This window comes from Paenibacillus sp. W4I10, from assembly GCF_030816325.1.
In the GTDB taxonomy this organism is placed as follows: Bacteria; Bacillota; Bacilli; order Paenibacillales; family Paenibacillaceae; genus Paenibacillus; species Paenibacillus amylolyticus_B.
In genome coordinates, this window is sequence record NZ_JAUSXX010000001.1 from 2,218,700 (window position 1) to 2,242,394 (window position 23,695).

Here is a 23,695-nt window from a genome sequence, read left to right on the forward strand (position 1 = left end):
CTTTCTTATTATCTTTTCTAAATTTTTAAAGTTATCCGACTTTGGCGGGGGTTTGCTCCCCTTGCCACAGTAACTGCATCTCTTCATTGGTGGCAAGCAATTCGGCCAAGCTTCCCTCGGCTTCAATGCGTCCATCTTTCATCACGATAATGTGATCTGCTTTGGAAAGTGCTGCCCTGCGGTGAGAAACTGCGATGCAGGTGACATCCGGCTCTTGGAAAAGCCCTTCCCATACTTGTTGTTCTGTCTCCACATCCAGTGCACTGGACAGGTCATCAAAGATAAACAGGTCCGCCTCCGTCATTAACATGCGTCCTGTGGCCGCGCGCTGAATCTGCCCGCCTGATAGCATGACTCCTCTCGGACCAACCGGGGTCTCAAGCCCCTGATCCAGATGTTTGATATCCTTCTCCATCACAGCCAGACGAATGGCTTTTTCAAGGGCTTGCTCAGTGTTACCCTGTTTGCCCTGAACGATATTTTCTTTCAACGTATCACTGAACAATCTTGGCACTTGTGGGGTATACGCTGCTCTAGGCGGCATCAGGAACGTGGCCGGATCAACAGCTTCTCCATTCCAGTGAATGTCCCCTTTTTGCTTGGGTAACAGTCCAAGAAGTGTGCGTACAAGCGTTGATTTACCTGACCCGATCCGTCCCGTAATAACAAGAAATTGTCCACGTTTCAGACGGAAACTTATTTCTTCTATGCCATTTGCAGAATTCGGATATTGATAAGACAGCTTATTTACCTCAAGAGATTGCAACTTCTCCTTAGGGTCCCTCTGTTCACTTACAAGCTCCGGCGGATCTTCATACAGATAGATTTCCCTCGAATCCATGATCTGATCTTCTTCCCCTGGACGGAATAGCTTACGCATACGATCATAGGATACCTTGAGCCTTTTGTGCTGAAACACCATATAACCAAACAGTGAAATGCTAAATCCGATATTAGCCAGATAACTCGTGAATAAGGCAAAATCACCTACGGTAAAATTCCCTGCTTTCATCTCGGCTGCACACATCAGTAGAATCAGTCCGGTACAAATACTTAACACATGCTGATTCATTGATCTCATCCACTGCTTAAACAGATTGTCTCGGAGTGCAGCCTGACGACGATCCTCATTCAACTGGTTAAAACGTGAAGAGACATTCTCTTCGGCCTGACCCAGTTTCAGGGCTTGCACTGCTCCAAACGTTTCCGCAATAAAACTGGTAATTCGCCCAGTCGCTTCACGATTAACCTGTGCATACTTTCGAGCCCGATTTCCGGACAGGTTGTTAAGTAAGGTCACGACCACCAATGGCAGCACAGCAACCAATGTGATCTGCCAATTAATGTTCGCCATAATGACGATGGACACAACAGCAAATACAAGTCGTCCCCAGAAGTCCACCCATGATTCTACATACTCGACGACTTCATCGACATCATCCCGAAAGCGACTCATCGCCTCCCCTGGTGAAGCCGGAAGATTACGCCCAGGCCAGCGCATGATCGCTGCGAGCATGTTGGTTCGCAAAATCGCCTGAACATGATACAGATACGTAACCCATGCATAGAAGGCTACAAAAAATGTGCCCACCCGTGCCATTCGGACCAAAGCAATAAAGATAAGCGGCACAGCAAGCCACATGTAGTCATTTGACCCCACTGTTGTGCGATCAAAAAACCATTGCATTCCAATACCAATGGCTAGCGGCAAGGAGTGAAATATACACCATAACAATCCGTTGATTACAAATAACAAAGGCCTGAATCGAAACAAACGGCCTATAAATCCTGCTACAGTCATGCCAATTCCTCCTCTCGGCCTGTAATGAGCAGTCTGGCATAGTGAGATGCCGGGTTACTGGCAAGTTCTTCTCTCGCTCCAAATTCCAGTACCTTCCCATCACCGAGCACCATAATCCGGTCAACTTTCTCCAGCGTAGCCAGTCGGTGAGCAATGATGACTCCTGTGGATTGTTTCATTAACTGGTCAATTGCAGATTGCAGCATACCTTCGGTCGCAGCATCTAGACGTGACGACGGCTCATCCAGAATAACCAGACTCGGTTCGGTCAGGAATACGCGGGTTAAGGCAAATAACTGTGCTTCCCCTGCCGACAATGAAGCTCCACCTGCAGCCAGATACGTATCAAGTCCTTCTGGTTGTGAATTAATCCATTGGCTAAGTCCAAGGCGATCCGTCGTCTCCTTGATCATCTGATCGGATACATCCCCATTGAACAGGGTCAGATTGTCACGCAGCGTGCCATCAAACAATTGCACATCCTGTGTCACCATGCCAACGCGGCGATAGAGCGCTTGTAACGAAAGCTTTGTGATATCCGTTCCGCCTACACGGATCGTCCCCCGATCCAGATTGTACAGGCGGAGAAGAACACGACTAAGACTCGATTTACCGCTACCTGTGCGACCGATGATTCCCAGACGTTCACCAGGCTTAAGGGCAAAAGTAATGTCCTGCAATACCGGTTTATCCTGGTTATAACTGAAGTGTACCTGACTGAATTCCAGACCAAGAGGTCCTTCCGGCAATTGCTCCTCTGTACCCTCTTCAATCACACTTTGCATGGACAACAGCTCTCTGGAGCGCAGCATGCCTGATTTTGCTTTTTGGAACTCCTGTACCTGATCTCCAAGCATCTCAATCGGATCATTCAGCATCTGCGTATATTGGTAGATCAGAAATAACGTTCCGATACTAATTAGACCTTCCATATAGTAATGCACACCCAACAATAAAACCGCAGTGACCGCCAGAGCGAACAGAACTACAGTGGTATTCCACGGAATAACCCGTAGCAGCCAGGCTTTTCTCCCCTTACGGAATACCGTGCGCATCGTGCGGTAAAAGCGGTTCATCACATAGGGCACATGACCATTTGCTTGCACATCTTCTATCCCGGCAATGCGTTCTTCAATTAATCCAAACAGAGAGGCACTTGCCGCTCGTTCATTTTTGGAAGAGTCCACGCCCAGATTTCGGATGAACACCATGAACAGGATCGATAACAATGTGAACACGGTCATAACCAAAGCAATAGGTACGTTGACGCTGAACATGAACCCGAGAATCCCGGCCAGCAGTACAAAACTCCCAATCACTTGCACAATAAACATCGCAAAAAAATTGGAGATACTCGTTACATCACCATCCACACGTTCAATCATCTCTCCAGGTGTTTTCACATTATGAAAACGCATATCAAGACGCAGGCAGTGCTTCAGCAGATCTCCGCGCAGTTGATTCGTGGCCCGCCAGGCCACGTCGTTCCCCAAATAACTGACCGCTACCGTGATGAGTTGATTAAACACGGCAACAACCAGAAATATTCCTGCGAGCTGAACAAGATTGGTGAGGACTCCCCCACTTGCTGCTGTATCGATAAATCGTTTGATAATCTGTGGATTCAAAAGCTGAAGCCCCGTTGATGTGAGCAACATGATTAAAAGTAAGGCCAGCCGTCCTTTAACGGGTTTCAGATAACGCAGCAGCCATGACATGGAGCGTTTTTCTGTTTTGGGCACAGGTCCCACCTCTTTATCGGTTTATTTAATTGTTCTTGCCTATTCATATTTGTTGATGATCTTAACGACAGCAAATTTGCGATCACTAGGATGAGTCATACATAATGACATTAAAATCGGGATTTCCCGCCCATAATTGATATGTAGAACGTAAGTTGATCATTGTACATTCTCCTTTTTAACATGTTAGTTTTTTAAAAAATTGCGCTCCTAACGCTCCTTTCCATGTGAACAAATTGGGTGGAATGCATGCAAAAAAGCCATAGATGAACTAATGTTCATCTACAGCTTGTAGCCAAAAGAGATCGAATGAAATGCAAAGCATTTCCCGTATCTCCTCTGCATCGCAATAATGATGAGCGTCCACGACAGAGGTGCACAAACATGACTGTCCCAACGCGATCATTGCAAAAAATTGGATTAATGTCACTATGCTCATGCGTATTCAGTTATCGATTCGAAATCTGTATAGGCATAAACATAATCATCATCCCACCCGTTTCACATATTTGTTGTTTATTGTATTCGCTGGACTAACATCCGTCAAGATAATTTTAACTGATTTGTTATTTAATTCATGGCATTAATCTTTTCAATTCTCGCTACATACTTAATGATGCAGGCTCTGTTTGCTTCTCTCTAACAACAAGACGTCTATGTGCGATCAGAAGAAAAGGTACTCCCAGAGCAGTCGTCAGCGCAATCGGTAGAAAGACAGCGAGCCCATTCTCCGCTCCAAATTGACTTAACAACACCCCTCCCATGACAGGAGCAATGACACTACCGATATTATTGAATCCGATGGTACCGAAATACGTTCCTTTCCATTCCGGCTTCGCAATCCGGTCAATGAGCATATCCATCATGGTGAACAACAGCACTTCCCCAATGGTAAATAGTATGACACTCATCATCATCAGGAGTACACCTTCAGCAATTCCGACCATCATCAGACTGGTTGCGACCAGCAGGTTACCCACAATCAGCGGAACCAGCGGTGGAAAGTTTCGGAATGTTCGCACAAGAGGATACTGAATAATCAATACCGTCACGGCATTCAGGGAAAGCATGTACGAGAACATCTGGCTTCCATTTTCAAAGATCGGGCTCCTCGCCAAGTACTGTGCCAACGTAGAACTAAAGTGCCCGTAACCCAGAACACAAAATGTGGTACCGATTAATACCGGCAGAAATACCCGGTCGCGACCGGTGGTCATAAGTGCTTCACGCAAACGTGGTGCAGTTGCCTGATGACGCTCTGGCAGATTGGCATGCTGTAGCTTGAATTGCAGAAATAATACAAGTCCATAGGCTATGTATACCAAGCCGGAAATCACAAACGGAAACGTCGATTCAGATGATCCCAGCTGAAATCCGATAATTGGCCCAAAGACTACACCGAGATTAATTGCAGCATATCTGAGGTTAAACACCAGCAATTTGTTCTCCGGTGAAGTAATATCCGATAACAGCGCTCTGGAGGTGGGCTCAAATACTGCGCGGCATAATCCGTTTAACGTATTGGCAACAAAGAACACCCATAGATGCTCTGCTGCTGAAAAAATAAAAAACACACCTGCCCAGCTAAATACCGAGATTAACATCACGATTTTGCGCCCGATCCGGTCCGAAATATAACCTCCATAAAAGCTGACCATTACACCTGCCAACGAGCTAACGGCCACAGTAATACCGGTCTGGGTCGGTGTAGCCTCTAGTACACGTGTCAGATAGATGGATAGAAACGGGATACTCATTGACGTCACAAGACGTCCAAACATGGTTCCGATAATGATCGTCCATGCCAAGGGGTGAATTTGCCTTAAATATTGCTTCATGCGAACTTCTCCTATTCTTTCTAAGTGCTTCAAAAGCGAACTTTTTGAACAACTTCTACTAATTCGTGTTCAAAAAGTTCGCTTTTCAGTAACGAGAAGATGGGATAAAGCTAGAAATGGAGTAGCGGAGCGTAGGGAAAACTACGTGAGCAACGGACATTTCGGCTGAATTCCATATTCGATGCTGATGATGCCTTTAGGCATCTTTCGTAATCAAAAGCGGACTTTTTGAACAACTTCTACTAATGTATAATTGTAAGGATAAAAGGGGGAAGTAAAAGTGTAAACATATGATCACACTTTTCACCTTTAATAGAGGAGTCATGACCATGGATACCCTACATACACACTTTATAAGACTTGCTGGGGCCGAACAACTTTCATTCAAACTTCATGAACCTGTAACAGTAACGATCGATAGCCTGTCCGCTGCCTTGTGCTGCACCCCTCGTAATGTGAAATTCATTCTCAGAAAATTGGAGGAACAAGGCTTTATCCATTGGCAGCCTGGGCGTGGTCGTGGACATCATTCGGAGTTAACGATGCTGCGTAGCTTGAATGATGCGCTGGAAGCGAGTTTTACGGAACTTTTGGGTAAAGGCAAAATGAAAGACGCGATTGAACTCATTGGAAACGTGCAGATGGATGATGCACTGCGAGAACAACTCATGGTCTCCCTTCATCAACAGATGGGATTTCACAGCCACGATGAAACTGCCTCTGGTCAGGATATTCTGCGCATCATGAGGTCACGCCAGTTGGGCGATCTGGACCCTGCTTTTGTCTACACTGCATTTGAAACCTATCTGCTGAGCCAGATCTGTAATACGTTGATCACTTATGATGCCAAGACGGAATCATTCCTGCCAGCTCTGGCTCACATGTGGGAGTGCAGCGAGGATCATCGCTTATGGACCTTCTATCTCCGGAAAGGTGTACGTTTCCACAACGGTCGTGTTATGACGTCCCGGGATGTACAGGCGACTTTGCAACGATTGATTGATGTGAATAGTCCCTCCATCTGGTTGTATCGGGATATCGAACGTGCGGAAACTGCTGGCGATTACTGCATCAAGTTTGTTCTACATCGTCCTAATCGCTTCTTCTTGCATCTGTTCAGTTGTATTCGGATGACGATCTTGCCCTACGATTACAATGTAGCCAGTACCTTGATAGGTACCGGTCCTTTTCAGATCACAGAGCAGAATGAAGATGTGCTGGAGCTTGCCGCTTTTGATGCGTACTACGGCATCCGGCCACATCTGGATCAAGTCCATTTCTGGTTTGTGCCTGACCTAAGTCCGAATGATCGCTACTATGAGCTACCGGGAACAGATCGATTGAGTCTGGCAACTGGTTGTGATCACACGAATAGCATCAATTATCCGGCACTGGGTTGTCAGTATATGCTGTTCAATTTTCACAAGGAAGGCATCCATCATCATCCCTTATTTCGACAAGCCCTGCGTATCGTCTATGATTCTGTCGCGCTTGTCCAGGATCTCGGTGGGAATCGGATCACACCAGCCAGCAGCTTCCTGCCCTGGAGAAGTGCAGCCCAAGACTGGACAGCTGCCTCTCTTGAATCTGCTCGTGATTTACTCTATAGCTGTGGGTACCAGGGTGAGACGATAACATTATCGTATAAGCATAATAAGGATTCAGACGTTGCGGAATGGTTCCAGTGTCGTGCGCAGTCCATCGGTCTGAACATCAGCATGCAGGCCGTTGTGGATTATTTCAATTCACAGGAAACAACGAACGCGCAATTGATCCTGGCTGAAGAGATCCTGGAGGAAGACTGGCAGTACGGCATGATTCATTTTTTCAAAAACCTGTCTAATCATTTTCATATGTGCATGTCTCCTGCATTTCAATCTCAGTTGGATGACTTACTGGATCATTTCGCCCAGCTCCATCGTGCAGACCGTACGGCACTCTTGGATGAAGCGGAAGCTTTACTGCGTGATCACTGTTGGATCTTGCATGGCTGTCACATGAACAAGCAAGCTGAGCTGGATCAGAGCATCTTCGGCATGCAGACAGCGGAATTCGGATATATGGACATCTCCAAACTGTGGATCAAAAATCCATAGGCATCCTTTTCATAAGTGAAGTCAAAAACAAAAAGCCGCTAACTTATCGTTGATAAGTTAGCGGCTCTCTTGCCGATCAAGTTTTTGTCCATTCAGAGATTACACTTGATGTAATAGGTCTCCAATGCGTGCATAATGGATTCGATCTTAATCGGTTTGCTTACGTACGCATCCATGCCTGCCTTCAAACATTTATCCATGTCTCCCCTTACGGCATTTGCAGTAACCGCAATAATATATGGACAATCCTCAGAGGACTTCAATTCTTTAATCATTTTTGTAGCTTCGAATCCATCCAGCCTTGGCATATGCACATCCATGAAGATAATATCATATGGATTGTGTTTGACCGCCTCGACGGCCTCAACACCGTCCACCACATGATCTACAACGTGTCCTTTTTTCTCGATCATCCTGCTAAGGACAAGCTGATTCACCTCATTGTCTTCCGCGATCAGAATCCGCAAAGATGCCGTTCTGTTCTTTTTCTGTAGCTGATCAAACCTGTTGCTCTCTTCACTATTGTTTAATTTAAAGCAGGCAGTAAATATAAATGTTGTACCCGGTTCATCCGATTCCTCGATCCAGATATCACCCTGCATGAGCTCCACCAGCTTCTTGCTGATCGCCAGCCCCAGACCGGTGCCTTGAGGTTTGCGGGTCATGAAGTTATCCAGCTGGTAGAAGGGCTCAAACAACTGTTGTCTTTTCTCAAGCGGAATCCCTATACCTGAATCCTTCACCTTAAAATACAGCTGCACGTTATTGGCGCACTGCTCCTTAACCCGAACTTCAATTTCCACGCCGCCCTCTGAAGTGAATTTAACCGCGTTGCCAATGATATTGGTAAGTACCTGTTTAAGACGGTAAGCATCACCATACACCGGAGTCGGAATGGCATCATCTATGCACATACGAACGTCCAACTTCTTTACGCGAGCCAATGGTTTTACGATTTGCACGGTCTCTGTCACGATTTCTGCGAGATCAAAAGGATCGTCTACCAGATCGGTTTTGCCTGACTCAATTTTGGAGAAATCAAGAATATCATTAATGATAGCCAGCAAGGAATCTCCACTCTTCTGGATGATTTCGATATATTCCTTTTGTTCCCCGCTAAGTCCAGGGGTATCCAGAAGCAGATCCGTCATCCCAATTACACCGTTCATCGGTGTGCGAATTTCATGGCTCATCATCGCCAAAAATTCACTTTTGGCCTTATTCATTCTCTCGGCTGTCTCTTTGGCCACAAGCAGTTTTTTCTGCTCCGTAATATCCTTCGCAATCAGGTAGAACCCGACATTGGAATTATTAATAATGATCGGAGCAAGCGTAGCCAGGACTTCTGTCTCAGATCCATCCGTGTGACGAACAGCGTTGATCTCCTTTTCAGCCATCTCATAATTACTACGCAGGATCAGACTCAAATTACTGGCTCCGATAAATCTGCTTATGCTTGTGCCAATCATTCCAGCCACGGGACATCCCGTCATTTTCACCGCTACTGGATTCGCATTCATAATATTACCATCCATGTTAAACGAGATAATGGCGTCATGATTATATTTCTTAAGCGAGGTGTAGCGCTCCACAGATTCCTGCAATTTAAATTCGATGCGTTTGCGTTCAGTGATATCCTGTAATGTTCCGTTCAGCTGGACTGGCTGACGATTCTCATCGAGCGTAATCAATCCGCGCAAGTGAAGATACTTCTCACTTCCATCAGAGCTAATGTGCTTGTATTCAAAATCAAGTGGTTTTCCTTGTTTTACCCATTCGATTTGTTCTTGTAAAGAGGCTATGTCGCGCGGAATTCATAACTTTAAAAACATCACTTGCACGATATGATTTACGAATGCGTTCAAGTTCAAAAATCTTAAAGATCTGATCTGAAAGTGCAATCTGGTCTTTGACCATATCCCATTCCCAACTGCCAATTAAGGCGATGCGTTCAGCCTCTGCACTGATATCCTTATGTTTCTTTCGCTCTGATACATCTCGTCCAATCGAAAGAATCTGCTGTCCGTGCTTAGCGTCACCATTGACCTTGTATGTGGTTTCAAACCAAAGATAATGCCCATCTTTATGGCGGACCCTGACATTCAACAGATTCCCTTTAGTCAAGTCCATCTGTGAGATCCGTTCCAGATCTTGTGGGTGAAAGTATGCGTAATTATTTTGGCCAATCACTTCTTCTGGCGAATAACCCAGTAAACTTTGGACTGAGGGTGAGCAGAATCGACAAACTCCCTCCGAATCGGCGATATAGATGATCTCCTGAGCATTATCCGTAATAAGTTTGAACATCTCTTCACTATGTTGAAGCTTTTGTTCGGACAGTTTACGGTCAGTAATATCAATAATATGGCAAATGAAGTAAAGAGGTTCATTCGTAATTTCGCTTCGAGCCAAAGAAATATGCAATGAACTCCACATTACATCACCATTTTTTTTGATATAGCGCTTTTCGTATTTGTACTCTTTGGACTCACCTTCAAACAGCTTACACACATAGATCAGATCCTGTGGTGAATCATCCGGATGCGTAATATCCTGGTAGCTGAGATCCATCAATTCTTCACTAGTAAAACCCAGCATACAGCAAAAAGCCGGGTTCACTTTCATCCATTGTCCTGTCGGAGCTACGAGTGCAATTCCAATAGGCGCTTGGTTATAAATCTGCTCAAACAATTCATGATGGTCGACCTTTTGAACCTGCATTTTAAGCTCTCCTTTTTGTATATAAACTCTAGATATAGATTGTCGAAATTTCAATTTTGTTGCACATCGTTTCTCCCACAACTATTAGTCGGTTTAAAAACAATAATATCAGCTTAGTACCCCGTATTTTAGTCATTGAAACGGCTCTTTTCAAGAGATTTGTGTCTTTAAAATCAAACAAGGCCTGAAATCCATAAATATGGATTCCCGACCTTTGTCGCTATATATCATTATAAGTCATATGCAGCGCGGAATCGCGAGAAAAATATGTCAGCGCTCACGACCAACAAGATAATCCAATAGATGTCTCAAGAAGGGAATAGGTTTCGGCATCTCGTTCAATGCATCAGTAGCAAGACAATAATGCTCCCACATCTCTTTTTTCGCGCCTTCATCACCAAGAATGGACACAAAGGTTGAATTGTTGTTCCGCTCATCCTGACCTGAAGGTTTCCCAAGAATGAGGTGATTTCCCTCGAAATCCAGCAAGTCGTCCTTGATCTGGAAGGCGATCCCCGCATGATAAGCGAACTTTTTCAGCGTAGCCATCTCCGGTTCCTTCACTTGGGCAAGTATCGCTGGCATGACCAGGGCAGCTTCGAAGGCAATGCCTGTTTTGTAAAAACAGATCATGTTCAACTGCTCAAGCGTCAGTGCCTTACCTTTGGAGTTCAGATCCATGGCCTGCCCCATACACATATCCTCTGCTTTTTCAGCCGAATACTGAATGAGCGTGAGCACGGTTGCCGCATCAAAGCGATTCAATGAGGATTGCTCTCCAATCGCCTTCTGAATGAGAAACAGACCCGTAAGCTCTGCTGTGGCGCTATTGTGTACCTGGTGCAGCGTGGATCGTCCACGTCTTGTCGAAGCATTATCCTGCGTAGGCAGATCATCAAAGATCAGGGAAGCGGTATGCATGTACTCCAATGATCTTAGCAGCGGAACGATGGATGACTCAGGTAGACCATATTCGCGCACGCCCATAACCCAAGTTAATATCGGACGTAGCCTTTTTCCGTCTCCCTGCAAGCTGTAGTTAGCTGCATCGATCAGTGTTTCTTTCATCTCATGAAGGCCACCGGGCTTGGCAATCTGCAACTCCACATTAATCTGTTCGCGAACCGTTCGAATGGTCTGTTTGAACTCCTCTTTCTCCTGCTTGTCATTTTTCAATTGAAGCACGACCTGATCCCGTAACAATTTATCAAGGAAATCAACGTCATCTGCTTTTCGCACCATCTGTTGAACCAGTTGATTGAATTCAGGCTGCCCAAAGGCAAAGATCGACATCACTTCATCATATTTCTGCTGCCCCAACCGTTCTTTACAACGCTTCAGACCGTTAATGGCACGATCCAGTATGACCTCGCGGGTCTTGGCGTCCGAGTTATATACATCATGGATTAGATGAGAGATGACTGCCCAATACAATTCATATGGATTAATCAAGTCGGGACGCAAATCTCGATACTTCAAATAGTACGTATACGGAGTTACTGCCCCTTCTTCCATATCGTCAAACATATCGGCAAAATCATCGGCCAACTGATTATATATCCCGTAATAGAACGTCCGCAGATCAAATCCTTCATCCACTGGTGCACTGAGAACAGACCGGACGATTAATCGGGAAGAAGAAGATTTGATAATAATCGGAATGTACAATTCTTCATTGGTATAATTCGCATTGGCTAATTTCTTGTTCCGATCGATCTCCTGGGACTGAAAGAACACATAGGATTGCTCTAAAAACGTGCGCTGTTTCTCTGGATGCTGGTAGTTCTTGATGTACTCAAATGCTTCCCGAAGCTCGGCATGTACATATTCAATTACTTCAAGGTTGCTGCCTTTCCAATCCCCCAGATCAGGAACGACCCCGGTAAGAAGTGCATCGCGTATCATCAGGGAATATTGTTCTTTTTCCTGAACAGTCAATGCTTGAGAATCCAGCAGATCATCCACAAATGGATACGTCAAACCGTACGAATAACCAAGTCGGATCGCCGCATCAAATCTCCGTGCACGCTCTTCAGGTGGTGTCTGCTCATTCATCTCATCGTCCACATGAAGAACCACGCCGAGAATGATCTTGATGAGCTTCCGCTGCGCCTGCTCTGCATCCAGCTCCTTCGGGATGTTGGATGCTACATTCTTTAATTTGTTCATCACCCAGATGACAGCTGCTTCAATGTGCTCCTTCTGTCCCCACCGGTACAACGCAGCCAGACTGATATAATCGGGCTGTCCTTTGCGCCCAGTGGCAGAGCCCATAAAGTATTTTTTGGTATTCTGGACAATGTGCTGAATTCGGGCCTGCGTATCCGGAGAATCAAGGGCTTGCCCCAGATCCCGCATATAAATATAGGAGATACTCCGATCCAGGTAATCATCCAGTTTTCCTGTCGCATTCAGCCAATGGATATATCTATGAACATCCCGGGGATCCGGTTTTCTTTTGCTAGGTGATAAAAGAGAAAGCCAGGCAAAACGATGAATATGTTTTTTTTGCCATACATGAATATCTTGGGTAAGTGCTGTCGTATACGTATTATCCATAAGTTGCTGCCTAAGAGAAGTAAAATACTGAGATGCTTTCTGCTCAGCTAGCCGATATCCTGCATCAGCCTGTTCTGTAAGTACGTTATTCATAGGGTGGATACCTCAAATTCTATTAATGTTAAACATGTATCCATGAAAGGAGATGAGGTGCTCCATGGACGAAAACTGAACTCATTTGATCGTGTATCCAACGCTTCAGCTCATGTTCATAACCTTTATACGGCGATCCAACCGTTTGGTTACGAAATCGTCATTGTTCATTCCCATATACGTGATTTTACAGAATGGATGACCAGACTTTGACCGCTGTGATGGCGATAAGTACGATTAATGCATATCGAAGTACCCTCACATTGATCATCGAACTAACCCGTGAACCAAGGGATGCCCCGAGCAAACTGCCGATCACCGTATAGATGATGGGTTCCATCGGAATGTCTCCACCCGTAATTTTCCCTATAACGCCGCCAATAGCGGAGATAAATACAATCGCCAGTGAAGAAGCAATCGTCGTTCGTACGGGGATGTTGAGAATCGTCAGCATGATGGGAATAAGGATAAAGGCACCACCCGCACCAACAATTCCTGATACAATGCCTACTGCAAAAGCAGTGCCTGCTGCAATCCATCGATTAAACACCAGTGGTGCTGAGGTATCAAGCTTTCCTTTTCCGGGAATGAGCATTAGCACGATTGCCATGATCGCCAGAATGCCATAGATCAGATTAATAACCCTTCCGTCCAGATGACCGGATATGAACCCGCCGATCAGACTGCCAGCAAGAATGCTGGAGCCCATGTACAGCACCAAACCGCGGTGAACGATTGCCCCACCACTTCTACCCGTCTTTACTTTTCTGCGGAATGCAACCACACCGGCAAGTGAAGCGAAAAACACTTGAAACATACTGATCGAAGATACCTGATGTGCTGAGAATGGCTCCAGTCCCATCCAGGATGGAACATATAACAGCAGCGGATAATTGATAATGGCCCCACCAATACCCAACAAACCGGAGAAGAATGAACCGACCAGACCCAGTATAAACATGATGACAAAAAGCAGAAGATCCATCGGTTATGCGCTTCCTTTCGTGCAATATAAATCTCATTTCGATATCACTCAAAAGTGCTATACACAGCGAATATTATCCGTTATAATTAAAACCAAGTAAATTAATCCGAAATGAGTGATTAAGCATGTTTAACGTGTTGAAGACTCTTTTTGAAAATAAATGTCCACAGTGCAACGAAAAATTACAAGTTCATAACGATGCGTTATGTTCGACCAAAACCTGTTCTCAATGTCATTACAAAGAAGAGAGTTATGGCTCTCTCGGAGTTCGAATTGTATATGACACCACAAAATGATAAAAAGCTATAGCCTTGTTAATTGTATCACGATCTCTGAAATTTCGGGATGATTCGACAAACTTATTTCCATCTCACATGCTACGATTACTTTATAATGAAAATAAAAAAACGGTGCAAAACGAATAAATCGTTCTGCACCGTTTTTTTCTGTTTTTTGAGATGAGTTGCCTTGATTATAAAAGGGTACTTATTTGGTTTTGAAGCTGAGGAATCCATCATCTACGGCTACGGTTGTACCGTTCATTGCGCTTGCTGCATCACTGAACAGGAATGTAACCACACTGGCTACTTTCTCCGGTTGAATAAGCTCTCCACGCATATGTTGAGTAGCAAGCGCATCCTTCATGGCTTGGTCATCACCCAGAATCGGTGTTTCGATAAAGCCAGGTGCTACACCAACTACACGAATTCCATGCTCAGCAAGTTCCAAAGCACCGGATTTGGACATCATAACAACAGCAGCCTTGGCTGCGTTGTAGTTGAAGCTGCCTACTGCAGCAACACTTCCATAGATCGAAGCTGTATTTACAATAGTACCTTGTACATTTAATTCAACCATTTTTTTCGCGCCATAATACATACCGTAGTATACACTGTGCTGATCTACATCAATGACTCTGTGATAGGATTCCGGGTCCATCTCCAGAAATGGCTTCACAAGTCCAATGCCTGCGTTATTGAAAATACCGCTTAACGTACCATATTGCTCTACGGTCCAGTCGATCAGGGCTTTGATCTCGTCCCCTTTGGATACATCCACTTTGTACGCGCCCGCTGTTCCGCCTGCTGCTTCAATCTCTGCCGCAAGCTTCTTCGCTCCGTCTTCATTATAGTCAGCGACCACAATAGTCGCACCTTGATCCGAAAGTTGAAGTGCTGTCTCTTTACCAATACCACTTGCTCCACCTGTAATAATGATTACTTTTCCATTGTGTTGAGTCATGACTCCGTTCTCCTTTGGCAAAATATATTTAGGCGCAGTTCTAAACTTATAGTAAGTAACTATACTTTATTAACTTATATACTTATCATACGCCTCTGTCCCAACCTTGTCAAACCATAGATCATCTTCACATAAATATGAGATAAATGTCATATACATCTCCTATTTACATGAATTAGTCTAGCTCCTGTGATATTAAATATACATGAGTTTTCGGAAAATAAAAAAGCGAGCATAACGGTAATTCAATCATTCCGATATCTCGCCCTTCTCAAGTATTCGATTACAAACTGATTGTCTAAGGTGCTAAGATCAATTCAACTTATTCACCCTGAAGTCCGCTAAGCGGATCTTTTAAATTATTAATGTTGGTGATCAGTTCAGGAATGCCTGTCTTCTCCCAATTTTCTGCCGTAAAACCTTGCTCTGCAATTGAATTCTCGAAATTGTCCACAACTTCTGTTAATTGAGTATTGTAACTAACCAGATTCTCATGAATGCTTTCTCCGATCGCTGGTGCCGTAAGCTGAGAAAATTCGCTTGCTTCTGCTTGAATCAGATCGATTTTCTCCTGAATCTGCGTTGTTATCTCTGGATTATTCACCGCGCCCGATGCAAGCTCTTGTAGATCAGCCCCGGCGTTTGATACCTGTTCTATATAATCAGTAGCCCCACTCACATAATTTAAACTTTGATTGGCTTGTTCCACGACAGAACAGGCTGATATCAGCAGAATACTTGATGCAATAAGGCCTGTCATCATTAATGTGTGCTTTCTTTTTCTTATAAACATGATCATCTCCCCTTCTCCTAATCGGAATCCTTGTTCCAAGTCCATGATACCTGTTCAGACTGCTGCATTGCAAATGGGTCTGCAGCCAGCGTTATTAACATGTATAATAGTAAAATCACACGGTAAAGGGATGTCATGATTATGCTTCAAGCCTTGAACCAACGCTTGAACCGCATCATGCCACTGATTACCCCAATCAGTATTATTATTGGCGTGTTATGCGGGAGTTTTCTTTCTTCTTATACCTTTTTATCCCCTTGGCTTTTTGCGTTCATGACGTTCGCTGGAAGTATCAGTCTTGGGATACGGGATTTTGTGAACGTGCTGAAGAAGCCGTTCCCCTTGTTTGTATGTCTGTTTATTTTGCATTTGGCGATGCCTCTAATTGCTCTTGGTATGGGTCATCTGGTTTTCCCTACAGATGCGTACACCATAACAGGACTTGTTCTGGCAGCCGTGATTCCGACAGGAATAAGCAGCTTCATCTGGGTCAGCATATATCGGGGCAATATCGCACTTACGCTATCCATCATCCTGATTGATACCATGCTTGCTCCTTTCGTAGTGCCCGGGGTGTTATCCCTGTTAATCGGAACCAGTGTCACACTGGACACAGCAGCCATGATGAGCAGTCTGTTCTGGATGATTGTGGTGCCATCCCTGCTCGGTATGCTGCTGAATGAGTGGACCAAAGGCGCCATTGTCCCGGTCTGGGGACCAAGGTTGAATCCGTTATCCAAATTATTCATGGCATCAGTCGTTGCGATTAACGGATCTGTCGTTGCGCCCTACTTGGCTGATTTCAACTGGAAGTTGGCTGGTCTTGCGGTCATCATTATTTTCCTGGCATCATTCGGTTATGCGCTAAGTTACTTCATCGCCCGATTGCTGGGCTGGAACGAGGCCGATCAGGTCGCTCTGGTGTTCAATGGAGGCATGCGTAATATTAGCGCAGGTGCAGTACTCGCTGTTTCATATTTTCCGCCACCTGTTGCTGTCCCGGTTGTGCTTGGCATGGTATTTCAACAGATGCTTGCTTCACTGACAGGTTATCTGCTCGGTCGTCGCTCTCAGCTTCTGCATAAGTCAGATAAGACATCTGCGGCCTAACAAAGTATTGGATTATTAAAAAACGCCGACATGATTGTCGGCGTTTTGATTTGAATTGCTATGATTACTAATATCGCTACGATACCGCTACGATACCGCTACGCTTCGTAAATCTAGTCATTCGTTTCTGTTTTTACAAATCCACTTTCATATTACCTAGCATCTTGGCAACTTCAGGGTCGTCAATCTTCATGAATAGACTTTCCTTGGTATCCAGCGTGGAAATGGTTGCAATCTCTTCCTGGCTTAGTACAAAGTCGAAAATATCGAAGTTCTCGATAAGCCGCTCTTTGCGTACTGATTTTGGAATAACAACAACATCCCGCTGCACCAGCCAGCGCAGTACAACCTGGGCGACGGATTTGTTATGTTTCTCAGCAATGGAAACCAGGACTTCGTTGCTGAACAAATTGTTGCGACCTTCGGCGAACGGGGACCATGACTGGTGCTGTATCCCCTGTTCTTTCATGAAAACAGCGCTGTCGACCTGCTGTTGAAACGGATGAGTTTCGATCTGATTGATGACAGGCACAACTTCGTTGTGGACGATGAGGTCCATCAGGCGGTCAGGTAGGAAGTTACTGACACCGATAGCCCTGATCTTGCCCTCACGGTATAGTTCTTCCATCGCACGCCATGCGCCGTAGTAATCACCAAACGGCATGTGAATGAGGTACATATCCAGATAATCGAGCTGCAGCTTACTTAACGATTTGGCAAACGCCCGCTTGGCACTTTCGTATCCTGCATCCTGAATCCAAAGCTTGGTCGTGATGAACAGTTCTTCCCGCGGTATGCCACTGCGTTTAATTGCACGTCCAACCGCTTCTTCGTTCAGATATCCGGCGGCGGTATCAATCAGGCGGTAACCGGCCTTCAATGCTTCATATACCGTATTCTCGCATTCATCCGCATCGGGAACTTGATAGACACCAAAGCCGATGATCGGCATTTTCACTCCATTATTTAAGGTTACCGTTTGCATATTAACTCCTCCTAAGGTTCAAATGTGAATCGCAACCGGCTACGTATGCCGGAATCCTGCAACTAAGCGGGATTCCACTTCCGTCCGACTTGCGTTACAATAACCCTAGCTCCTTCGTGTTACACGAAGTCAAGCACTCTAATATATTTTTTCACAAGGAGGATTACATATTATGTATACGGTTCAGGATGCTGCACAGCTTACGGGACTCACAGAGCACGCGGTACGCTTTTACACGGATAAGGGCTTGATTCCGAGCATTCAACGCAATAAAAATAACATTCGGGTGTTTGATGAAGAATCCATCAACTGGCTGCACGGCGTCAAATGCCTTAAACAGACAGGCTTACCGATTGAAAACATTAAAACGTACGTCGATCTCTGTCTTGAAGGAGATTCAACCGTTGCACAACGATTCGCACTTATGATGGAGTACAAGGAATCAGCGCTGATTCAGCTTGAAGAAGCCAAGAGCCGTGTTGCTCATTTGGAAGAGAAAGCACGTCAATATCAGGCCATTTTGGAGCAACGCATCCCGGATATGACCAATCCTATTAATTGGGAAACCAAACGCGACGAAGAAGGTAGCTGTCCGGCTTCTCAGCTAAAGAGTCGTATTCTTCCTGAAACCAAAGCTTCGAGTCAGTGCCCGGCATCTGCGCAGTAAATAACGCTGACAATCCTGTCGGCGTTTTTCACTTTACATATTTCATACCACTCCATGACTCCACTCCGTTTTCCGATATAGCCCACAAAAAAAACCATCAACAAGTGATGGTTTTCATCTAATCATTCTTTGCAGAAATCTGTTGCTGTTCATGATTCTTGATGCTTATTTCGGCTGGATATATCCTTCAGCTTTAAGCAATTCAGCGATCAGAACCGCACCACCTGCCGCTCCGCGGAGCGTGTTGTGGGACAATCCAACGAATTTGTAATCATAGAGTGAATCTTCCCGCAGTCGGCCGGTGGAGACACCCATTCCGCGTTCGATGTCACGATCCAGTTTCGTCTGTGGTCTGTTCTCTTCTTCAAAATACGTAATGAATTGTTTTGGTGAACTTGGCAGAGCCAGTTCCTGCGGACGACCTTTGAACTGCAACCAACGCTCCAGAATTTCGTCTTTGCTTGGTTTTTTCTCAAAGTTTACAAACACGGTCGCCAGATGTCCATCCGTTACCGGTACACGAATACATTGTGTTGTAATTAATGGAGCAGAAGCTTTGACGATCTGATTGTTCTCGATGCTACCCCAGATCCGGAGAGGTTCCTGCTCACTCTTCTCTTCCTCGCCACCGATGTATGGAATGACATTATCAAGCATATCCGGCCAGTCCGTAAAGTTTTTACCTGCTCCCGAGATTGCTTGATACGTGGAAGCAACGACCTGAGTCGGGTTGAACTCACGCAAGGCGTGCAGTGCAGGCACATAGCTCTGAATCGAGCAGTTTGGTTTTACAGCAATAAATCCGGTTTTTGTGCCCAGACGTTTGCGTTGAGCTTCAATAACATCCAGATGTCCCGGGTTAATCTCAGGGATTACCATCGGTACATCTGCTGTCCAGCGGTGAGCCGAGTTATTGGACACGACAGGTGTGCCTGTTCTAGCGTAAGCCTCTTCGAGCGCTTGAATTTCATTTTTTTTCATATCAACCGCGCAGAAAATAAAATCAACCTGGCTGGCAAAAGCCTCAACCTGGGAAGCATCCTGAACAATGATTTTTTTCACAGCTTCCGGAATAGGAACTGCGAGTTTCCATCTGCCTTGTACGGATTCTTCATATGTTTTACCTGCCGAATTGGCGCTTGCAGAAATAGCTGTTACTTCAAACCATGGATGTTGATCAAGCAGGTCCACAAAACGCTGACCCACCATTCCCGTTCCTCCGACGATACCAACTTTCAATTTTGCTGACATTCAATCATCATTTCCTTTCGGTTTAAGTGATTCTTCTCTTTAATCAATTTCATAACTCACTAAAAACGTATTATGAAATTTGACTTCCTAATTAACACTATTCAGGCAATTCCAAAGCGTGTAGTCACAGCCCCGAAAAAAACCAAAAAATCCCATCCCCAAGACAATAGTCTCAGGGACGAGATTGAACTCTCGTGGTACCACCCAGATTCGCCAATATGTCACCATATCCGCCTCTTCAAGTAAAGGTTACACAACCATGTTGCTAGCTGTAGACCGTTCATACTCTAGCTCTGTAACAGGAGCTCCTGTCACACCATCCCTTAAATGCTAAGTTCCGATGTGCTGCTCTGAGTCTTTATTCAATAAAAAGTTCTTTACTCCTTTTCAGCTGCCGGAGCTCTCTTTGAAAGAATGGTTTTTATCTACTCGTCTCTTCGTCGCATTTGATATTGCGATTATAATATCAAAATTACTGTGATGAAGTAAACACATTTTTTTAGATCATGGAATTTATTCGTTATTTCCTTACTGCTTTTTTGCAACAATCGCATACGTTCCCAGTGGGCTCCCAGACCCCGAGGCATGATGTGTCCTAAGTAATTTTAGTTCGGAAAGAAGAAGTGTTTTTACTTTGTCCGGGATCGGAAGCAGTTTCAATTCCACAGGCGCTTCGACCAGTGTCATTTCGGTTTCCCAGCGACCGTCCTGCAGCTCGGGAGAATGGATCGAAGTCTCTTCCTTAATCGTCCAGCCTGCCGCAGAGACAAGCTCTTGGATGTCCTCCGGTGTAAAGATCGTCCGCACATTGGAGAAGCTGTTCTCCTTGTAACATTCGACCTGGGATTGAATTAGAACGGATAACCAATGTGAGAGCTGGCTCACATCTGTAACTCGTGCATCCCATTCTGCAAAACATAACTGATGTCCCCACGTCCTAACCTTGCTAAGAATCTGGGCGAGTTCGTCAAACGATTTCAAGTACCAGGAACAATGGGAAAGTACGATAACATCAAACTCATTCTCAGAGAATTGAACTTGATCACTTAGAATGTCGAAATCATAATCCATTCGAATTCGATCACCCAGTGGAGATCTCCTCAGCTTGGCTGCCGCTTCGCCTACGGTCAGTGGTGCGCCATAATCCTCAGGTGCAATATCTACACCATGAACGTACCCATGTTCCCCCACCAGATGTGCAAGCACGGCCGTAGTATCTCCCTGACCACAACCGATTTCCAGAACGCGGCTGCCTTCCTGTATCCCCCAAAAGAGTCCCAGTTTCATCCGATGCTCGGTCTGAATGTACTGAATGGCGGCGTTGTCCTCCACGTCCATATACTTAATAAGGTCCCTGATGATAGATTCATTCATGATTCCTCACCCCTCAAAGAGCAACTTAAACTTCTTGCTCATTGTAGCGTTACAGGCAGAATTGTACAATGCTAGGGTCTTGACAGAACCATGGCACGAAGGAGAACCCGTCCTACAGCAGATATAAACCTCTGCTACATATCAATCACTATGCCCACTGGGTTGCAAGCTTCTGAAGATATGGTGTCAGCATGGGCTGCAATTCCTTGCGCATCAGTCCGATCTCCAAGATCGCCTGAATATATCCGAATTGATCGCCAATATCGTAGCGGCGTCCCTTCAGTTCAAGGGCTAACAGTTCCTCCGTCTGACTTATTTCTTTCAAGGCATCCGTTAACTGATATTCCCCTCCAGCCCCTCTCTCGATCTGATCCAGAATGGGAAAAATGGAAGGTTTCAGAATGTATCGTCCCATTACAGCTGTCCGGGATGGTGCTTCTGCAAGAGAAGGCTTTTCGACCAGATTGGTGACTCGGTGAACCCGGTCCTCTGCACCATTCGAATCAATAATGCCATATTTGCTTACATTTGCTGCATCTACCTGACGAACACCGATGATCTGGTTACCTGTCTTTTCATAGAGATGGACCATCTGTGCAAGTGCTGGCGGATCAGACACCATAATGTCATCTCCGAGGAGTACAGCGAAGGCATCATCCCCTACAAATTGCCGTGCACATCCAATGGCATGCCCCAGTCCAAGTGGTTCTTTTTGACGAATAAAATGAATATTTGCCATCTCGCTGATGGCCTGCACCTCTTTCAATAAAGACTGCTTGCCCTTGGCATATAAAGAATGTTCAAGTTCAACCGATTTATCAAAATGATCCTCGATAGATTTTTTGTTGCGTCCGGTCACAATGAGGATATTCTCAATGCCTGACTGCACCGCTTCTTCAACAATGTATTGGATGGCCGGTTTGTCCACAATCGGTAACATCTCTTTGGGCTGTGCTTTGGTCGCTGGCAGGAAACGGGTTCCGAGACCCGCTGCCGGAATGACTGCTTTTTTAATTTGCATTTCTCATACACTCCTTTCATATGTTAGTTGTACGAAACACCCAATATCTGCTGGCCATATAATTTAGAACCATTCCGATCAAGATCGCCAGGATCTTGCTCATCACGAGACTCCAATCCAACTTATCGTGCAAAGTCATCAGAATGAGGGCGGATAACGCGAGAACGATAAGATTGGTGATTAGAAAACGAATAAGTTTTGTTCTATCGCCACCTCCTCGTGTCGTATCTCGAAAAGTCCACCTGCCGTTCAGCCAATAACTGTTCGCAACACCGCAGCTATACGAGATTACTTGAGCCATCAGAACCGGTACACCGACCACTGCAAGCAAAGCAAACACCACCGCATCCACTGCCGTATTCGCAACACCCACAATACCAAACTTGAAGAGTGTCACCAGACGCTTAGTCATGATGAGCAACTCGGGCTGTCAATCGGGATTGCGCTTGCTGGCCCTCGGCCTGAACCACATCTCTCACAATGTATAGTGGACGCGCCTTGGTCTCATCATAGATACGGCCAACGTACTCGCCCAGAATGCCCAGCATGATCAAGATGAATCCGTTAAACATCAGCATGATACTCACAATGGATGGCCATCCTTTAATCGTTGAATCTGTAAAGATGGCCGAAACAATAACCGTTAACATATAGATGAATCCGCCAACCGACAGGATCGCACCTACATAACCTGCGAGCTTGAGCGGTTTATACGAAAATGAAGTAATACCATCCAGGCTTAGCTTCAGCATGCGTTTTAGCGGATATTTTGTTTCGCCTGCCAGACGTTCATCGCGTTCATATTCAATCGCAGTCTGACGAAATCCGACCCAACTGACCAACCCGCGCACAAATCGGTTTTTCTCCGGAAGACGTTTCATCTCATCACATACTTTGCGGTCAATCAGGCGAAAATCTCCGGTGTCTACTGGTATATCCGTATCGGTTGAGGCACGAAGGACACGATAGAACAGACTTGCCGACCATTTCTTGAAGCGCGTTTCCCCGCTTCGTCTGGTGCGACGTGCATATACGACTTCATAGCCCTCTTTCCATTTGGCAATCATATCCAGTATCAGTTCGGGAGGGTCCTGCAGATCCGCATCAATAATAACCACGGCATCCCCCGCTGCATAATCCATACCTGCTGTTATCGCAATCTGATGTCCGAAGTTACGGGCAAAATCAATCAGCTTCACACTCTCGTCCCAACGGGCGTAATCACGGATCATCTGTGCACTTCGATCCATGCTGCCATCATTAACAAACAACAGTTCATAGCTCTCTCCCGTGCTGCCCATGACCTTCTTCAGACGCCGATAAGTCTCCACGATCACCGCTTCCTCGTTATACATGGGAATAATAATGCTGTATCGGTACGCTTGAGCCATGTTCGTCCCCTCCCTTTTCCAATGGA

18 protein-coding genes and 1 other annotated feature are annotated in these 23,695 nt (G+C 45.3%); of the genes, 3 read left to right on the top strand and 15 right to left on the bottom strand.

Features of this window, described 5'->3' with window-relative positions; genetic code table 11:
- Positions 1 to 31: 31 nt before the first annotated feature.
- The 3 genes from QF049_RS09830 to QF049_RS09840 form a co-directional block, all read right to left on the bottom strand.
- Positions 32 to 1,801 (bottom strand): ABC transporter ATP-binding protein, encoded by a 1,770-nt coding sequence (locus tag QF049_RS09830; protein WP_307536971.1) that lies wholly within the window; start codon positions 1,799 to 1,801, stop codon positions 32 to 34.
- A complete protein-coding gene (locus QF049_RS09835) occupies positions 1,798 to 3,543 on the bottom strand; it encodes an ABC transporter ATP-binding protein (protein ID WP_307536973.1) in 1,746 nt (581 codons plus the stop codon). Before QF049_RS09835 ends, QF049_RS09830 begins: the two co-directional genes overlap by 4 nt.
- A 602-nt stretch (positions 3,544 to 4,145) precedes the next feature.
- Positions 4,146 to 5,381, bottom strand: coding sequence for an MDR family MFS transporter (locus tag QF049_RS09840; protein ID WP_307536975.1), 1,236 nt, complete (start codon positions 5,379 to 5,381; stop codon positions 4,146 to 4,148).
- 329 nt (positions 5,382 to 5,710) lie between these two features.
- Between QF049_RS09840 and QF049_RS09845 the strand changes: the two genes are divergently transcribed.
- On the top strand, positions 5,711 to 7,477 hold the full coding sequence (locus QF049_RS09845; protein ID WP_307536977.1) for an ABC transporter substrate-binding protein: 1,767 nt from the start codon (positions 5,711 to 5,713) through the stop codon (positions 7,475 to 7,477).
- A gap of 92 nt (positions 7,478 to 7,569) precedes the next feature.
- On the opposite strand, the gene QF049_RS09850 is transcribed toward QF049_RS09845, so the two are convergent.
- The 6 genes from QF049_RS09850 to QF049_RS09875 form a co-directional block, all read right to left on the bottom strand.
- Positions 7,570 to 9,168 carry a PAS domain-containing hybrid sensor histidine kinase/response regulator gene (locus QF049_RS09850; RefSeq protein ID WP_307536979.1) on the bottom strand — a complete coding sequence of 533 codons (1,599 nt, stop codon included), beginning with the start codon at positions 9,166 to 9,168 and terminating at the stop codon, positions 7,570 to 7,572.
- A gap of 58 nt (positions 9,169 to 9,226) precedes the next feature.
- Complete coding sequence (locus QF049_RS09855; protein ID WP_307536981.1) at positions 9,227 to 10,198, bottom strand: PAS domain-containing protein; 972 nt, start codon at positions 10,196 to 10,198, stop codon at positions 9,227 to 9,229.
- 270 nt (positions 10,199 to 10,468) lie between these two features.
- On the bottom strand, positions 10,469 to 12,850 hold the full coding sequence (locus QF049_RS09860; protein ID WP_307536983.1) for a polyprenyl synthetase family protein: 2,382 nt from the start codon (positions 12,848 to 12,850) through the stop codon (positions 10,469 to 10,471).
- 187 nt (positions 12,851 to 13,037) lie between these two features.
- On the bottom strand, positions 13,038 to 13,835 hold the full coding sequence (locus QF049_RS09865; RefSeq protein WP_091016659.1) for a sulfite exporter TauE/SafE family protein: 798 nt from the start codon (positions 13,833 to 13,835) through the stop codon (positions 13,038 to 13,040).
- A gap of 486 nt (positions 13,836 to 14,321) precedes the next feature.
- The gene (locus QF049_RS09870) at positions 14,322 to 15,077 is read right to left on the bottom strand and encodes an SDR family NAD(P)-dependent oxidoreductase (protein WP_307536985.1); all 756 of its coding nucleotides are present in this window, start codon (positions 15,075 to 15,077) and stop codon (positions 14,322 to 14,324) included.
- Positions 15,078 to 15,399: 322 nt separating this feature from the next.
- Entirely contained in the window at positions 15,400 to 15,876 is a 477-nt protein-coding gene (locus QF049_RS09875) for a DUF6376 family protein (RefSeq protein WP_307536987.1), read from the bottom strand.
- Between the two features lie 135 nt (positions 15,877 to 16,011).
- Between QF049_RS09875 and QF049_RS09880 the strand changes: the two genes are divergently transcribed.
- Entirely contained in the window at positions 16,012 to 16,980 is a 969-nt protein-coding gene (locus QF049_RS09880; protein ID WP_047842786.1) for a bile acid:sodium symporter family protein, read from the top strand.
- A 133-nt stretch (positions 16,981 to 17,113) separates the two neighbouring features.
- Here QF049_RS09880 and QF049_RS09885 read toward each other — a convergent pair whose 3' ends face one another.
- Entirely contained in the window at positions 17,114 to 17,965 is an 852-nt protein-coding gene (locus QF049_RS09885; RefSeq protein WP_307536989.1) for an aldo/keto reductase, read from the bottom strand.
- 172 nt (positions 17,966 to 18,137) lie between these two features.
- Here QF049_RS09885 and QF049_RS09890 point away from each other — a divergent pair, with 172 nt between their 5' ends.
- On the top strand, positions 18,138 to 18,632 hold the full coding sequence (locus QF049_RS09890; RefSeq protein ID WP_307536991.1) for a MerR family transcriptional regulator: 495 nt from the start codon (positions 18,138 to 18,140) through the stop codon (positions 18,630 to 18,632).
- Positions 18,633 to 18,797: 165 nt separating this feature from the next.
- Here QF049_RS09890 and asd read toward each other — a convergent pair whose 3' ends face one another.
- The 5 genes from asd to QF049_RS09915 form a co-directional block, all read right to left on the bottom strand.
- The gene (gene asd, locus QF049_RS09895; RefSeq protein WP_307536993.1) at positions 18,798 to 19,883 is read right to left on the bottom strand and encodes an aspartate-semialdehyde dehydrogenase; all 1,086 of its coding nucleotides are present in this window, start codon (positions 19,881 to 19,883) and stop codon (positions 18,798 to 18,800) included.
- Between the two features lie 171 nt (positions 19,884 to 20,054).
- Positions 20,055 to 20,333 (bottom strand) — a binding site (T-box leader).
- 78 nt (positions 20,334 to 20,411) lie between these two features.
- Positions 20,412 to 21,257: a class I SAM-dependent methyltransferase gene (locus tag QF049_RS09900; RefSeq protein ID WP_307536995.1), complete on the bottom strand. Its 846-nt coding sequence runs from the start codon at positions 21,255 to 21,257 to the stop codon at positions 20,412 to 20,414.
- Between the two features lie 148 nt (positions 21,258 to 21,405).
- Complete coding sequence (gene galU, locus QF049_RS09905) at positions 21,406 to 22,278, bottom strand: UTP--glucose-1-phosphate uridylyltransferase GalU (RefSeq protein ID WP_307536997.1); 873 nt, start codon at positions 22,276 to 22,278, stop codon at positions 21,406 to 21,408.
- Positions 22,279 to 22,294: 16 nt separating this feature from the next.
- Positions 22,295 to 22,690 (bottom strand): GtrA family protein, encoded by a 396-nt coding sequence (locus QF049_RS09910; protein WP_307536999.1) that lies wholly within the window; start codon positions 22,688 to 22,690, stop codon positions 22,295 to 22,297.
- On the bottom strand, positions 22,683 to 23,669 hold the full coding sequence (locus tag QF049_RS09915) for a glycosyltransferase family 2 protein (RefSeq protein ID WP_307537002.1): 987 nt from the start codon (positions 23,667 to 23,669) through the stop codon (positions 22,683 to 22,685). The genes QF049_RS09910 and QF049_RS09915 overlap by 8 nt, the downstream gene beginning before the upstream one ends.
- Between the last annotated feature and the right edge of the window lie 26 nt (positions 23,670 to 23,695).